Raw genomic sequence first — 14,660 nt, forward strand, 5'->3', positions numbered from 1 at the left:
CTAAGCTTCCAGCCATGCGGGTCCACGTGGTCAGCGACGTGCACGGGCGGGCGGATGCGCTGGCGGCGGCGGGCGAGGAGGCCGACGCATTCGTGTGTCTGGGTGATCTCATTCTCTTCATCGACTACCACGACCACGGCCGGGGCATCATGGGCGACCTGTTCGGCGCCGAGGCCGTGGGTCGCATGATCGAGCTGCGTAACGCCCAGCGGTTCGACGAGGCCCGGGCATGGTCCCGGACGCTGTGGGCGAGCCTGGGCGGGGACCGCACGCAGATCGTGGAGGCGGCCATCCGCCGTCAGTACGAGGTGCTGTTCGCGGCGTTCCCGACCCCGACCTACCTGACCTTCGGCAACGTCGATCTGCCGCACCTGTATCCTGAGTACCTGCGCGACGGCGTCACCTTGCTGGACGGGCAGACCACCACGATCGGCGGGTTGCGGTTCGGCTTCGTCGGCGGGGGGCTGCAGACCCCGATGCGCACCCCCTACGAGATTGACGACGACGCCTTCGCCGCCAAGGTCGCCGCGGTGGGCGAGGTCGACGTCCTGTGCTGCCACATCCCCCCGCATATCCCCGAGCTGGTCTACGACATCGAGGCACGCCGCTTCGAGCGCGGCAGTGTGGCGATCCTCGAGGCCATTCACGCGACCCGGCCGCGCTACGTGCTCTTCGGGCATGTGCACCAGCCGTTGACGGCCAGCCTGGAGATCGACGGCACACGCTGCGTGAACGTCGGACATTTCCAGGCTCGGGGGACGCCCTTCGTTCTCGAGTGGTAGCCGGGCGCGCTCGGTGTTCCGGTAGCCTCAGGCGATCGGTCGGGGATTGTTCCCGGGCCCCGGAGAGATCCGGGTTGCCGGTGGGCCGGCGACGCCGTGCTCTTCAGCCGCGCTCGAAGAATGTGGAGGTGCTGTCTGCCATGGCGGACCACGCCCGATCGACGATCGTCATCAACGCCCGGCCCGCCGCGGTGATGGGGGCGATCGTCGACATCTCCGCGTATCCGACCTGGATCGGCCAGATCGAGGAGGCCGAGATCCTCGACATGGGCCCGGACGGCCGTCCCCGGCGCGCCCGGTTCCGGATCAACGCCGTCGTCATCAAGGACGAGTTTGTCAACGAGTACACCTGGAAGGGCGACGATCAGGTCGTCTGGAGCATGGTCGATGGCCAGGCGATGTCGTCGCAGGACGGCAGCTACACCCTGCGCGACCTGGGTGACGGTAGCACCGAGGTGACCTACGACCTCACCGCTGAGACAAAGATCAAGATTCCTGGTCTGCTCCGGCGGAAGGTGCAGAGCGGCATCGTGGATGCCGCTCTCAAGGACCTCAAGAAGTACGTCGAGAGCTGAGCGCACGTGCGGTGTGTGCTCTTCACGGGGAAGGGCGGCGGCGGTACCACCACGGTGGCGGCGGCGACCGCGATCCTCGCCGCTCAACGGGGTCATCGGACCCTCGTGCTGTCGGTCGACCCGGCCGCGGGGCTCGCCGGCGCGCTCGACCACCCGATCGGCGCCGAGCCGACCGAGCTTGAACCGGGGTTGCACGGCCAGCAGGTCGACCTGCGCCGCGCGGTCGAGACCCGGTGGCCGGCCGTACGCGAGGTGCTGGCAGGCACCTGGCCGGCCATCAACGTCGATCCGTTCGACCTGGAGGAGTTGGCCTTCCTGCCCGGGGCCGTCGAGACCCTGACGCTACTCGAACTGCGTGACGGCCTCACCAGTGAGAACTACGACCTGGTGGTGGTCGACGGAGGTTCGGCGGCGGCGCTGGTGCGGCTGCTGGCCTTTCCCGAGACGCTGTCGTGGTACTGCCGCCGGCTGCTGCCGCCCGACGGTGCCTTCGCGCGCTGGCTGCGACCCGGTTTCGGCTGGGCGGCGGCGCTCGGCGGCCGGTGGAGCACGCTGGCGGCCCCCGCCTACGACACCGTCAACCGCCTGCACCGGGCGGCGGTCGACCTGCGCGCGATCCTCACCGACCACGCCACCACCAGCGTCCGGCTGGTGCTGACCCCCGAGAGCTCGGCGCTCGCCGCGGCCCGCGGCAGCTTTACGGCGCTGTCGCTGCATGGGTTCACCCTGGACGGCGTCGTCGTCAACCGGATCTTCCCGTCGGCGAACGCGGACGCCTGGCGGGCGGGGTGGGCCGCCGTTCACCGCGAGCAGCTCGCCGACATCACCGCGGCCTTCATGCCCACCCCCGTCCTCCCGGTCGGCTACCGGGCGGGCGAACCGATCGGCCTGGAGGAGTTGGCCGCCTTCGGCGCGGCGACCTACGGTGAGCTCGATCCGGGGAGTGTTCTCGGGGAGCCGCTCATCGGCTCGAGCGGCCAGCCGCGGGTGGAGCGCACCGAGGACGGGTTCGCGCTGTCCTTCGGGCTGCCGTTCGTCGACGGTTCCCAGATCGATCTGGCCCGGCTGGGTGATGACCTGGTGGTGACCGTGGGGTCGTATCGGCGGGCCGTTCCGCTGCCTGCGGCGCTGCGTCGCTGCGACGTGAGCACCGCCCGGCTGCGTGACGATCGGCTGGTCGTCTCGTTCGTCCCGGACCCGCAGCAGTGGGTGCGGGTATGACCACGCAGCGGTCCACCTCGGGTCGGCCCGGCGGCGCCGGGCCCGACTTCACCACGCCTCCCACCGGCACGCCTCCCACCGGCACGCCTCCCACCGGCCCGTCCGCGTCGCCCGGCCGCGGGTCGCTCGCGGTCGAAGCCGCCCTGCTCGCTGACGCCCTGCGGGACTGGGCCGCCTCGCACCTGCCCCCCGGCCATCCCGGTCCCCCCGCATCGTCGGCGGCGGGACCCGCTGCCGACGATGCGGCGTCGATACCCGATCCCCACGCGGATCCGGCGCCGGGACCCGCGGATCACACCTGGCCCTGCGCCGTGTGCCCGCTGTGCCGGCTCCTGTCGAGCTTCGCCGGCGACCGCCCCGAGGTGGTTGGCCATCTCCTCGCGGCTGCCGGATCCCTGACCGCGGCGTTCCGCGCCGCCCTCGGTGCCCGTGGGGAGGACGCTCCGGGGCCCGCCACGCCGCGACGGCGCGAGACGGCGCCCCCCGCATCTGGGGATCATCCATGGCCGGGGGACACCACCGGCACCCAACCCGCCACCGCGCTTAGACCCCGCGTGCAGAGGATCGATATCACGTGAGCATCGCTACTCCCGATAGTTCGAAGAATCTGGATATTCCGGGCAGCTTGACGGTTCCGCGCACCGAGCGTGCCGGCGCGGCCCCCGGCCCGTTGCCGGTGGAGGACCGGATGGAGGGCCTGACGATCGGCGTCGACGTTGGCGGGACGAAGGTCGCGGCCGGCGTCGTGGACGGCGCGGGGACGATCATCACCTCCCTGCGTCGGCCTACCCCGGGCCATTCGGCCGCCGAGGTCGCGGACACCATCGCCAGCGTCGTCGCGGAGCTCAGTGCCGACCACGCCGTGCGTGCGGTCGGCATCGGCGCGGCCGGGTGGGTCGACTCGGACCGGTCCCGCGTCCTGTTTGCACCGAACCTCGCCTGGCGCGACGAACCCCTGCGCGACGAGGTCGGAGCGCGCATCGGCCTGCCCGTCGTCGTGGAGAACGACGCCAACGCGATGGCCTGGGCGGAGTACCGTTTCGGGGCCGGCCGTGGCCGGCGTGACCTCGTCTGCCTGACGGTGGGAACCGGCATCGGCAGCGGCATCGTCCTGGGCGGTGAGCTCTACCGGGGCGCGTCCGGTATCGGCGCCGAGATGGGCCACATGCGGGTGGTACCCGACGGGTACCCGTGCGGATGTGGTAACAGAGGGTGCTGGGAACAGTATGCGAGCGGGCGAGCGCTGGTCCGGCTGGCGAAGAACATCGCCACCGTGGATCCGAGTGCGGCCATGCCCATGCTGGAGCATTGTGGCGGTGGCGTTGACGCGCTGACCGGCCCGGACGTCACCGAGGCGGCACGCAAAGGGGACCCGGCGGCGATCAGGTGCTTCACCGAGATCGGCCACTGGCTAGGCGAGGGTATGGCGACGCTGGTCGCCGCGCTCGACCCGAACCGCTTCGTCATCGGCGGCGGCGTCTCCGACGCCGGCGAGCTGCTGCTCGGCCCGGCCCGGCAGAGCCTCCTGGCCGCCATGCCCGGGCGGGATTACCGTTCCGAGCCGGACATCGTCATCGCCGAGCTCGGATCCCAAGCGGGCCTCGTGGGCGCGGCCGACCTCGCCCGGTTCTGACCCGAAATCCCCACGACTATCCCAGGAGGGTCGCCGAAGGCGATTCGACGGAGACCCCGTACGGCGCCCTATGACAGGGGTCCCCGCGTCGCGGCGAAGCCGCTACGTGGGGAGGCCCGGTAGTCGGGTACCAGTTCGGCGGCGAGCTCCTCGAGGAACAGCCCGGTGTCGGCGACGACGCCGACCGCGTGCGCGCTGGTGCGTTCGGTGAGAGCGTGCACCGTCGAGGGGTTGACGTCCACGCAGGCCACCGGGACCGAGGCCGGCAGGATGTTGCCGGTGGCCACGGAGTACTGGGCGCTGGCGATCATGAGGGCGAACGCCACCCCCCGCAGCGCGGCGCGCATCGCCCGCTGGCCTGCCAGGACGTCGGTGTGGACGTCGGGCAGCGGGCCTTCGTCGCGGACCGATCCGACGAGCACGAAGGTCTTGTTGGCCTTGACCATCGCGTGCATGATCCCCTGGGTGAGCACGCCGGACTCCACGGCGGCCCGGATGGATCCCTCCCGGCGGATCGTGTTGACCGCGCGGATGTGCTGCTCGCTGCCGCGCTGCACCCGGCCGCTGCGCAGCGGCCCGAGCCCCAGCGGCGATCCGTAGAGGGCAGCCTCCACGTCGAGTGTCGCCAGTGCGTTGCCGGCGAACAGCACGTCGACATAGCCGGCCCCGACGAGGGCGATCAACGCTGGCCCGGCCCCGGTGCTCACCACAGTCTGACCCGCCACCCAGAGCACCTGCGACCCCTCGGCCTTGACCTCGCGGATCTGGCGGGCGATCGCCCGGGCCAGGACCGCCTGCGGCTGGGTGGAGCTCGGCAGCGGGGCGGCCAGGGACTCGTACTCCTCGTAGACCCGGCTGGAGTGGGCGGTGACCGGCAGGACGACCTTCACCCCGTCCACGCTGCACACGATCATGTCTCCCGCGCGCACGTCGGTGACCGGTACCGTTTGCACCCGGCCGTGCGAGACGACCAGGCCGCAGTCCATCTCGGGATGCTCCACCGGCACCCACTGGCCGTCGAGGTGGACGACGGTCTCCAGATTGGTGGTGGAGTAGAAGTCCGGGGGGAAGACGCCGTCGCGGTCGGCCGGCTCGCACCGGGCCGTGCCAGACTCGATCTTGTTCACGCCGTGGACCTGGATCCGCATCAGAATGCGCATGAGCTGACTCGGTGAATCGGCCCCCACCGTGATGACCGCGTGGGACTCGTCATCGTGGCTGTGCCCCAGGTCGATACGATCAACCCGATAGTCACCGCCATAGTCCAGCACGTCGTCGAGAACCCGAGCCAGCACGCCCGTGTCCATGAGATGCCCGTGGACCTCGACCTTTTCGTGGTACTGCACGCCCCACGCCCTTCCTTTTCGGTGCCGGTACGACGGCTGCCACGCCGCGCTCAGACCACCGCGCCGTCGTCGGGGCCGTCGAAATCCGTGGGCGGACGGTCTCCCATCCGCGCGACCAGCGTGCCGACCCCGCCGAGGATCAGCAGAACCCCGGCGACGTTCTGGGTCCGGGACTGGTTGAAGTCGATCAGGTTCGGAACGACGAGGAACATCACACCGAGGGCGATCGAACCGAGTGCCCAGCGCGTCACGGGCCTGATCCGTGGCAGCGGTGGCGGGGGTGGCGGCTCGTAGTGCTCGTCGTCCGGGTCCAGATCCGGGTCGTCCAGACCCTCCGGGACCTGGCCGGAACCCGACAGATCGCCGAGGTCGACGACGAAGTCTTCGGTGCCGCCGCGTCCCCGTCGGCCGCTGTCACCGCCCGCGGACGGGAACGGCAGCTGGTCGGGCCGGGGGTCGGTCCGGTCCTCCGATACGGGAGGACCACCCGGCTCGAACGGCGGGCGTAGGATGATCACAGTGGGGCGGCGGGTGTCGTCCAGATTCTCCGCCGCCGGCCACCGATGGGATTCGGGCTCGTCGTCGAAGCGCGCGATGAGTTCGAAGAACGCGGCGTCGTCGGCTTTCTGGGAGCGCGGGGAGGGCCGCGGTGCGTCGCCCCCCGCGGTTGTCGCGGATCCGTCGCCGCCGCCGTCGAGGCCGCTGTCGTTGAGGCCGCCGCCACCGTCGCCGTCGTCGCCACCACCGTCGGCCGGCTCCTCGCGGTTCGCGGAGGTGCCACCGCCGTCGGCGGGGGCGCTGCTCGGCCCGCCGAGGGGAGCCCCCTCGGGCACGGCGTCGTCCGCCGGCGAGGGCCGGTGCTCGCCGGGTCCTGAACCCGGTGACCGCTCAGCCATCGCCGCAGGGCACGTCGGGCACGAGCGCGCGTGGCGCGTGCCGCCGGACGAATTCCAGACTTCCGTCGAAGATCGTTTCTCGGTCGTTGTCGAGCGTCGCGACGTGGTAACTGTTCTCCAGCAGCCGTTCCTCGGCCGGGGCACGCAGCCCGGCCAGCAGAATCGCGCCGGAGCTGGCTTCCACCACGTGGTCGACGATGCTGCGGTAGGTGAGGACCGGACAGACGATCCGACCGAGCTCCGGCCGGGTCACCGCCCACAGTTGGCGCAGCGACGCGAACGGGCGCAGGGGTACCCGGTCGTAACCGACCTCGGGCACGCCCTCGGCCTTCACGTCGCCGGCCACGCCAGGCACGGCGGGGATCACCCGGCTCAGCAACGGGGCGAACGCCGCGTGCCACCGTTCGGTGGTGAGGCTGGGATTGACCGTGACGAGGCCGGCGAGATCCCCGCCGTGCTGCTCGGCCAGCCGCAGGGCCAGGGTCCCGCCCATCGACAGCCCCATGACGAAGACCTGCTCGCAGGTGGTCCGCAACCGCAGGAACGCGGTCTCTACCGTGGCGTACCAGTCCGGCCAGGTGGTGGGCACCATGTCCTGCCAGCGGGTGCCATGGCCGGGCAGCAGCGGGCACGAGACGGTCAGCCCGACTGCGGAGAGGTACTCGCCCCAGGGTCGCATGCTGCCCGGGGAGCCGGTGAACCCATGGACCAGCAGCACGCCGACCGGCCCACCCTCGAACTCGAACGGTTCCGCGCCCGGGAGGACGGCCGCACCGGTGACACCCGCCATCGTGATCCGCCCTTCGTGCCTCGCGCGCCCGCCCGCATGCCGCGATGCGGGTCCGGCGACGCGCGGAGGGAAAACGCCGGTAAACGCATGCTCGCACGGTCCGCGGGCTGAGGCCACGGTCGTGCGTGTCTCACTCGCTGCGCAACATCGCTGCGCAGGAGCCGCCGGACGGAAAGTCCCCGCCTGATGATATCGGTGATGGGTGGGTACGCGCGCGGGACATCGGGATCGAGGCGCGGTCTGCGGGAGGCTGGGGGCCCGCCGTCAGGTTTCCTGGCCGGCACCGGAGAATGACACGCCGAGCGGGGTAGACCCTGTTCGGTGGACGTCGTGATGACCTCTCCTTAGGCTCAAGCAAGCCCATCATCCTTGCGACCGGCCCTGGGCGACCCGGCCCTGGTGCGGTGGGGTCGCAAGGATCGTCGGGGTCTCCGTGGCGGACCCCGGCGAGGCCGCGGGTCGTGGACCGGCGGCGTGCGCCCCGGTTCCCGACCGACCGGACGGTTCGTGGGAGGTTCGGGCCAGGTGTGATCGGCGTCGGCGGATGAAGACGGGCGACTGGCCACGGGCGCCCCCGGCGGGCCGTCGTCGTGCGGCGGTGACCAGGTGGGAGCTGTCTTGTTCTACTGGGTGGTCAAGGTGTTCCTGACACCTGTCCTGCGACTGTTCTGGCGTCCCTGGGTCGAGGGGGCAGAGAACATCCCCCCGGAGGGGCCCGCGATCCTCGCCGGCAACCATCTCTCCTTCCTGGACCACCTCTTCCTGTCGCTGGTCGTCCCCCGCCGTGTCACCTACCTGGCGAAGAGCGACTACTTCACCGAGGCGGGCGTCAAGGGGTGGTTCAAGCGGGTGTTCTTCAGTGGCGTCGGCCAGATCCCGATCGATCGCAGCGGCGGCAAGGCGAGCGAGGGCGCGTTGCGCTCGGGGGTCCGGGTGCTCCGCCAGGGCCGCCTGCTCGGGATCTATCCGGAAGGCACCCGATCCCCGGACGGCCGGCTCTACCGCGGCAAGGTCGGTGTCGCGCGCCTGGCGCTGGAAGCCGGGGTCCCGGTCATCCCCGTGGCGATGATCGGGACCTTCGAGGTCCAGCCGCCGGGCCAGCTGGTTCCGAAGATCCGTCGGGTCGGCATCCGCATCGGCCGCCCGCTCGACTTCAGCCGCTACGCGGCCATGGCAGATGATCGCTTCGTCCTGCGCTCGGTCACCGACGAGATCATATACGAGCTGATGGCCCTGTCCGGCCAGGAGTATGTGGACATGTACGCGAAGCGGGCCAAGGAGGAGCTCGCGGCCGCCCGGGCACAGGCGGCTGCCGCTGCCGGCGCGCCCGCGGGGTCTACCACCCCGGCGCAGGTCTCCCCGGCGTCCACCAGCACGGCGCAGGGTTCCCCTGGGGCGGCGACGCCGGCTCGGTCTCCGGATCAGCTCGGGCTGCCGGTCACGGCGCCGGCGAATCCACGCGCCGCCAAAGACCGGATCGACCGGGCGGTCTGACCCGTTTGCGGTGGACACGGCAGGATGGTCCGGTGTGTGGTGACAGCGTTCCTGGCTGGACGACGATCGGGCGGCGTCGCGGCTTCGAGCATCCCCGGCGATTCCCGGGACGGCGTCCGCTTCTGGTCGCGCTCGGCCTGATCGTTGGCTGCCTCGCGGGAACGGGTCCGGTGCCCGGGGCCTCGGCGGCCGGTTCCCCCACCGCACCTGCTGGACCGCCCGTGGGCGCCGCCCCGGCCGATACGATCGGTCGCTCGGGAACGTACCTCACGGACAGTGATCGTCGGGTGGTCGTCCTGCACGGGATCACGGTGCCGGCCGGGGTGACGCCCACCGCCGGGGACATCGACACCTGGGTCGGCTTCGGATTTACCGGGGTGCGCCTAGCGGTCCCGATGGCAAGCGGCGGCCGCTTCCCGGCGACATCCGGTGGGCCGGTCCTCGACGGTGCCGGCGCGGCGACCACGCCCGCCGACCCCGGACTCGACCAGGCCGCCGCCCTCACCCGCATGTTCACCGACCGCGGGTTGCGGGTCACGCTGCGGATCGTGCCCGCCTCGGCGGGCTACGTACCCTCCGTCGCCGGCCTCGCCGCGGGGCTCGAACGGTTGGCGACGCGGTTCCGCGACGTGCCGGGCCTGCTCGGCTACGAGGTGCCCGAGGGTGGTGGCGGCGGTGAGAGTCTCGTAGCGGCGGTGGCCGCGCATGACGGCACTCACCTGCTGTGGCGGAACCGGCCCGCCCCGTTCGACGCCGCATCGACGGTGGCGGTCAATGATCCGACCGGATACCTGGTCGGCTGGAAGGACGGGTCGGCGGCCAGCGTCCGCGGTCTCGTCGCCTCCGCCGACGCGTTCGGCCTGAGCTGGTTCTACGACGCCCCGAGCCCGACCGGGGGCACGGTGGGCACCGCCGCGCCCGTCGGGAGCAGCGGCGCCGAACGCCGGGCGCCCGCCCCGCCCGCAGACATCGTCCGCCCCTACCCCGTGGCCATCGCCGGGGTACCGGAGGTGTTGCGCTTCGACGCGTCGCGGGTGCTGATGGTGGCCTACCGGACCACGCCGTCGGCCGGGCCGCCCCTCGCTGCCGGCACGGCGACCGCGATCAGCGTGCCGGCCTGGTCCTATCCGACGGGCTACCAGGTGCAGGTCACCGGGGCGCGGGTGACGTCCGCGCCCGGGGCTGGTCTGCTCTGCCTCGTCAATGATCCTGGCGCCGCCCGGGTCGAGGTCCGGGTCTCCCCGGCGACCGGTCCCGCGGTGACTCCGCCGTCCGTCGCGGGTGCGGCCGGCTGCCGCGCGACGCCGGCGATCGTCCCGGCAGGAGGGCGGTCGCCGGGGCCGGGCGGTCCGCGGGCGGCGGCGTCCGGGGATGACGCCACGGAGGAGTACTCCGGGCCGCTGCTGTGGCTGCTGCCGTTGATCGGTGCCGCCCTGGCGGCGCTGCTGCTCGGGGCCTTGCTGCGCCCGTGGCGCCGGCGCTCGGGCCCTGGCCCGGGGTGGTCCGCGGCCGAGCCGCCGACCATGGCGGACACCTCGGTCGGAGGAGACTGAGCTGGTGGGAACCCGCTTCTTTTACGACACCGAGTTCATCGAACGCACCGACACCGGTCATCACTGGCTCGATCTGGTCAGCATCGGAATCGTCAGCGAGGACGGCACACAGCGGTACTATGCCGTGTCGACCGAGTTCGATCCGTCGTGGGCCGTGCCCTGGGTCCGTCGCAACGTCATCGACCAGCTGCCGTCGCCGTCGGGCGAGGCGTGGAAGCCGCGGGCCCGAATCCGTGACGAGGTCGCCGCGCTGTTGACCGCGGGTGGTACCCTCGAGCTGTGGGCCTGGTACGGGGCCTATGACCACGTGGTGCTCTGCCAGCTCTTCGGTACGATGCCCGCCCTGCCCGCCCAGCTGCCCCGCTTCACCCGGGACCTGCGTCAGCTGTGGGAGGAAGTGGGCCGGCCGGTTCTTCCCGCACCGCCGCCCAACGCCCACGATGCGCTCGCTGACGCCTTGCACAACCTCGCCCGGTGGCGGGTTCTCGCCCCGCTGCGCGCCCAGGCTGCCGCCGTCTCGGACCCATCCCGATGAGTCACCCATCCCGATGAGTCGATGACGCGGCCGCGGCGGCCTATCGTCGCCACGCCACGTAACCACAATGTTGTCCTGAAGTACGGCCCTCCCGCTACGCTGCCGCCGGAGAAAGCGGTGTACGGTCGACGGGAGAACTCGGGATGAGGATCGGCGTACTGACCGGTGGCGGCGACTGCCCGGGACTCAACGCGGTGATCCGGGCCGTCGTGCGCAAGGGAGAGAGCGTCTACGGCCACAGCTTCGTCGGGTACCGGGACGGCTGGCGGGGGCCGCTGACCGGCGAGACGGTCCCTCTGGACATCGCGGCCGTGCGGGGGATCCTCCCGCGCGGCGGCACGATCCTCGGCTCCAGCCGCACGAATCCCTACGCCGCCGTGGACGGGCCCGCGCTGGTGCGCGAGCACCTCGCCGCCGCCGCGGTGGACGCGCTCATCGCGATCGGCGGGGAGGACACCCTGGGGGTGGCCGCCCAGCTGCACGCCGAGGGACTGCCCGTGGTCGGAGTGCCCAAGACTATCGACAACGACCTCTCCGCGACGGACTACACCTTCGGTTTCGACACCGCGGTCAACATCGCCACGGAGGCGATTGACCGGCTGCACACCACCGCGGAAAGCCATCACCGGGTGTTGATCGTTGAGGTCATGGGCCGCCATGCCGGGTGGATCGCCCTGCACAGCGGCATGGCGGGGGGAGCCAACGTCATTCTCATCCCGGAGCGGCCGTTCGATTTCGACAAGGTGTGCGCCTTCGTCGAGGCTCGATTTGCCACCCACTACGCGCCGATCATCGTCGCGGCCGAGGGCGCCGTCCCGATCACGGGCACCATGGTCGCCAGGGAGGGCGAGGTCGATGCCTTCGGGCATGTCCGTCTGCAGGGCATCGGGGCGGTCCTGGAGACCGAGATCCGCGCCCGCACTGGTCGTGACGCGCGTGCCACGGTGCTCGGGCATCTGCAGCGCGGCGGCACGCCCACGGCCTTCGACCGGTGGCTCGCGACGCGTTTCGGACTGCACGCTGTCGACGCCGTGCACGAAGGCGACTTCGGGGTGATGGTCGCCCTGCACGGCACCCGCATCGACCGGGTTCCGCTGCAGGATGCGACCCGTGAGCTCAAGACGGTGCCCGAGGAGCTCTACCACGAGGCCGAGATCTTCTTCGGCTGACCCGGCTGACCAGGGAAGGGGCGGGCCGTCGGGCCGGACCCGGTCCGGGAACCAATCCCGGTCCGGGAGCCAGGGCTGGGTGCCGATTCCCGGGCGGATGCCTGTCCGAAGGAAGACGCCGATTCCCCGGAAAAATGTCGGGCGATGGTGACCGCCCGAACTCGACTGGGCCCGTACCCTGGTGTCGTGAGCGTACTGGATCTCTGGCGGACCCTTCCGGCCAAGCAGCAGCCGTCCTGGCCTGACCCGGCAGAGTTGAGAGCCGCCTACGACCAGCTTGCGGCCCTCCCCCCGCTGGTCACCGCGCCCGAGGTTCGGTCCCTGACCGACCGTCTCGCGCTGGTTGCTCGGGGCGAGGCGTTCCTGTTGCAGGGCGGTGACTGCGCCGAGACCTTCGTGGCGAACACCGCCGACAAGATTCGGGACAAGGTCAAGACGCTGCTGCAGATGGCGGTCGTCCTCACCTATGGTGCGAGCACGCCGGTGGTGAAGGTCGCCCGCATCGCCGGGCAGTACGCCAAGCCGCGGTCCGCGGACATCGAGGCCAGCACCGGGCTGCCCTCCTACCGGGGCGACGCCGTCAACGACATCGCGCCCACGGCCGCCGCGCGGCGGCCCGATCCGATGCGGATGGTCGCCGCCTACCATCAGAGCGCAGTCGCGCTGAACCTCGTGCGGGCCTTCGCCACCGGCGGTTTCGCCGACCTGTCGAAGGTCCACGAGTGGAACAAGGCGTTCGTGCGGGATTCCGCGGCGGGTCGCCGCTACGAGGTGATGGCGACGGACATCGAGCGTGCCCTCGCCTTCATGGCCGCCTGTGGCATCGACCTCGATCGGACCGCCGCGCTGAGCGGGGTCGAGCTGTTCACGAGTCACGAGGGCCTTCTGCTGGAGTATGAGCGTGCTCTGACCCGGATCGAGGACGCCACCGGCGATCCGTACGACCTGTCCGCCCACATGATCTGGATCGGCGAGCGGACCCGGGACCTCGATGGTGCCCATGTCAACCTGCTGTCCCGGGTGGGCAATCCGATCGGCTGCAAGATCGGGCCGAAGGCTGGCCCGGACGAGGTCCTCGAGCTTGCCGAGCGGCTCAACCCCGACCATGTCCCCGGCCGGCTCACCCTGATCTCCCGGATGGGGGCGAAGCGGGTCCGGGACACGTTGCCCTCGATCATCGAGAAGGTCAACGTTGCCGGGCCGCCCGTGGTGTGGTCGTGCGATCCGATGCACGGCAACACCCGTGACGTGAGCGGCGTCAAGACGCGCCACTTCGATGATGTCCTCGACGAGGTCTTCGGCTTCTTCGAGGTCCACAAGGCGTTGGGCACCCACCCCGGTGGCCTGCACATCGAGCTGACCGGGGAGAACGTCACCGAGTGCCTCGGTGGGGCCGAACTCATCGGGGAAGACGACCTCGGCGGCCGTTACGAGACCGCCTGCGACCCACGTCTGAACACCGGGCAGGCGCTGGAACTGGCCTTCCTCGTCGCCGAGATGCTGCAGAACACCCGGGGAGAACGCGGCGCCGTGGCCCTCGTGGGCTAACGGGATCCCGGCGTCGGCACCCCGTCCGGGGGGCTCTGCGGCGAGGGCGCGCCTACCGTGGTCGGCGTGGCATCGGAGGCGGTCGTGTCGTCTGCCGGGGTCGTGGCGGGAGCCGCGTCGGTGCCCCGCCTGCCGGGCGGGTTGGCTGATTCGGTGATGATCAGCTCTGGTGAGGCGGGGACCGACGCCGATGACGGTGCCGGGGTTGTGGCGGGAGCCAGGGCCAGGGTCGGGGCGGTGGTCGGGGTGGTCGTTCCGCTGGTGGCACCACCCGGCGCCGGGCTCGGGGGCCCTGGCGAGCCGGTGTCGGCGCCGCTGGGGGTGGGAGTGCTGAGGGCGGGCGCGGCGGTGGCCCCGGTCGCCGTGGGCCGAGGTACGGAGAGCAGCGGCGCCACGTAGGGCGGGGTGGTGAGCGCGTCACCGGCCGGCACGATCGGAGAGATCGGGCGGACAGGTGAGGGGGCCTGGACCGGCGCTGGTGCCCGCGGGCCAAGCCTGCGCCTGACGTCGTCGATGAGATCCAGAGCCGCATGCGCCGGTCCGACCGAGCCCACGGGAAGCGATCTCAGCAGGTTCTTCAGCCCGCGGGACTGCTCGGTGGTGAAGGCGTTCACCGTGGTCCAGGCGTCCGCGTCCCCGGCGGCGACCCGGGCCAGCAGCACCTGCGTGCCGGCGTGTGCCTCGGCGAGCCAGTCCCGCAGCAGCGCGTTGACCAGCGCGGGGTCGGGGCGGTCCCCGTTGCCGGGGCCGGGCGGGCCGCCCGGCGCGTTGGGGCCATCGGATCTGCCGGCACTGCCGGGGACGGCGGGCGTGCGGGGACCGGGAGACCACGTCCCCGCAGCGGGTGACACCGCAGCAGGTGACATCGCGATGGCCGGTGGTGCGGCGATGGCCGTGGGGTTCACCACCGGCACCCGGAGGCTCGTCTCCGGGGCGCCGGCACCGGTTTCCGGGGCGATTACCCCGCTGTCATTCACCGTGATCGTGCGCAGTTCGCTCATCCGCGTGCCGGCCATGCCCAGCCGGGTCTTCGCCCGCTCGACCGGATTGCGGACTAGGGCCTGTTTGGGAAGTTTATCGGGGCAGCCATTCGTTGATCGCGGCGATGGTGACTGTTG

13 protein-coding genes and 1 pseudogene are annotated in these 14,660 nt (G+C 71.5%); 10 read left to right on the plus strand and 4 right to left on the minus strand.

The genetic code is table 11. The annotated features are described in order from the left end of the window. Positions 1-14: 14 nt before the first annotated feature. From AC08OU_RS01240 to AC08OU_RS01260, 5 genes are all read left to right on the plus strand, one after another. Positions 15-782 (plus strand): metallophosphoesterase family protein, encoded by a 768-nt coding sequence (locus AC08OU_RS01240; protein ID WP_462202465.1) that lies wholly within the window; start codon positions 15-17, stop codon positions 780-782. Between the two features lie 140 nt (positions 783-922). Continuing rightward, the gene (locus tag AC08OU_RS01245) at positions 923-1,357 is read left to right on the plus strand and encodes an SRPBCC family protein (RefSeq protein ID WP_476601676.1); all 435 of its coding nucleotides are present in this window, start codon (positions 923-925) and stop codon (positions 1,355-1,357) included. Between the two features lie 6 nt (positions 1,358-1,363). Next, the gene (locus AC08OU_RS01250) at positions 1,364-2,578 is read left to right on the plus strand and encodes an ArsA family ATPase (protein ID WP_462186417.1); all 1,215 of its coding nucleotides are present in this window, start codon (positions 1,364-1,366) and stop codon (positions 2,576-2,578) included. Further along, a complete protein-coding gene (locus AC08OU_RS01255) occupies positions 2,575-3,156 on the plus strand; it encodes a hypothetical protein (protein ID WP_476604091.1) in 582 nt (193 codons plus the stop codon). Before AC08OU_RS01250 ends, AC08OU_RS01255 begins: the two co-directional genes overlap by 4 nt. A gap of 110 nt (positions 3,157-3,266) precedes the next feature. Continuing rightward, positions 3,267-4,211, plus strand: coding sequence for an ROK family glucokinase (locus AC08OU_RS01260; RefSeq protein WP_476600672.1), 945 nt, complete (start codon positions 3,267-3,269; stop codon positions 4,209-4,211). A 68-nt stretch (positions 4,212-4,279) separates the two neighbouring features. On the opposite strand, the gene AC08OU_RS01265 is transcribed toward AC08OU_RS01260, so the two are convergent. Genes AC08OU_RS01265 through AC08OU_RS01275 form a run of 3 tightly spaced genes read right to left on the minus strand, consistent with a single transcriptional unit; the run spans position 4,280 to position 7,243 of the window. Next, positions 4,280-5,557 carry an ornithine cyclodeaminase family domain gene (locus AC08OU_RS01265; protein WP_476600664.1) on the minus strand — a complete coding sequence of 426 codons (1,278 nt, stop codon included), beginning with the start codon at positions 5,555-5,557 and terminating at the stop codon, positions 4,280-4,282. 50 nt (positions 5,558-5,607) lie between these two features. Further along, complete coding sequence (locus AC08OU_RS01270; protein WP_476604092.1) at positions 5,608-6,453, minus strand: hypothetical protein; 846 nt, start codon at positions 6,451-6,453, stop codon at positions 5,608-5,610. Next, on the minus strand, positions 6,446-7,243 hold the full coding sequence (locus AC08OU_RS01275) for an alpha/beta hydrolase (protein WP_462186413.1): 798 nt from the start codon (positions 7,241-7,243) through the stop codon (positions 6,446-6,448). Before AC08OU_RS01275 ends, AC08OU_RS01270 begins: the two co-directional genes overlap by 8 nt. 606 nt (positions 7,244-7,849) lie before the next feature. On the opposite strand from AC08OU_RS01275, the gene AC08OU_RS01280 reads away from it, so the two are divergent. From AC08OU_RS01280 to AC08OU_RS01300, 5 genes are all read left to right on the plus strand, one after another. Continuing rightward, entirely contained in the window at positions 7,850-8,737 is an 888-nt protein-coding gene (locus AC08OU_RS01280; RefSeq protein WP_476592928.1) for a lysophospholipid acyltransferase family protein, read from the plus strand. Positions 8,738-8,769: 32 nt separating this feature from the next. After that, positions 8,770-10,290: a hypothetical protein gene (locus tag AC08OU_RS01285; RefSeq protein WP_476600666.1), complete on the plus strand. Its 1,521-nt coding sequence runs from the start codon at positions 8,770-8,772 to the stop codon at positions 10,288-10,290. 4 nt (positions 10,291-10,294) lie between these two features. Further along, a complete protein-coding gene (locus AC08OU_RS01290) occupies positions 10,295-10,825 on the plus strand; it encodes a polyadenylate-specific 3'-exoribonuclease AS (protein WP_476600668.1) in 531 nt (176 codons plus the stop codon). Between the two features lie 143 nt (positions 10,826-10,968). Beyond that, on the plus strand, positions 10,969-11,994 hold the full coding sequence (locus AC08OU_RS01295) for a 6-phosphofructokinase (protein ID WP_462203892.1): 1,026 nt from the start codon (positions 10,969-10,971) through the stop codon (positions 11,992-11,994). Between the two features lie 144 nt (positions 11,995-12,138). After that, positions 12,139-13,542, plus strand: coding sequence for a class II 3-deoxy-7-phosphoheptulonate synthase (locus tag AC08OU_RS01300; RefSeq protein WP_476600670.1), 1,404 nt, complete (start codon positions 12,139-12,141; stop codon positions 13,540-13,542). Here AC08OU_RS01300 and AC08OU_RS01305 read toward each other — a convergent pair. After that, positions 13,539-14,660, minus strand: a pseudogene (locus AC08OU_RS01305) (hypothetical protein); the annotation flags it as partial. The gene AC08OU_RS01300 and the pseudogene AC08OU_RS01305 overlap by 4 nt on opposite strands.

This window comes from Frankia sp. CcMO1 (assembly GCF_977945845.1).

Coding starts and splice junctions, on each gene's coding strand:
- AC08OU_RS01245 (WP_476601676.1), top strand. CDS start 923: ATGGCGGACCACGCCCGATCGACGATCGTCATCAACGCCCGGCCCGCC.
- AC08OU_RS01275 (WP_462186413.1), bottom strand. CDS start 7,243: ATGGCGGGTGTCACCGGTGCGGCCGTCCTCCCGGGCGCGGAACCGTTC.
- AC08OU_RS01240 (WP_462202465.1), top strand. CDS start 15: ATGCGGGTCCACGTGGTCAGCGACGTGCACGGGCGGGCGGATGCGCTG.
- AC08OU_RS01295 (WP_462203892.1), top strand. CDS start 10,969: ATGAGGATCGGCGTACTGACCGGTGGCGGCGACTGCCCGGGACTCAAC.
- AC08OU_RS01300 (WP_476600670.1), top strand. CDS start 12,139: ATGGTGACCGCCCGAACTCGACTGGGCCCGTACCCTGGTGTCGTGAGC.
- AC08OU_RS01270 (WP_476604092.1), bottom strand. CDS start 6,453: ATGGCTGAGCGGTCACCGGGTTCAGGACCCGGCGAGCACCGGCCCTCG.
- AC08OU_RS01260 (WP_476600672.1), top strand. CDS start 3,267: ATGGAGGGCCTGACGATCGGCGTCGACGTTGGCGGGACGAAGGTCGCG.
- AC08OU_RS01255 (WP_476604091.1), top strand. CDS start 2,575: ATGACCACGCAGCGGTCCACCTCGGGTCGGCCCGGCGGCGCCGGGCCC.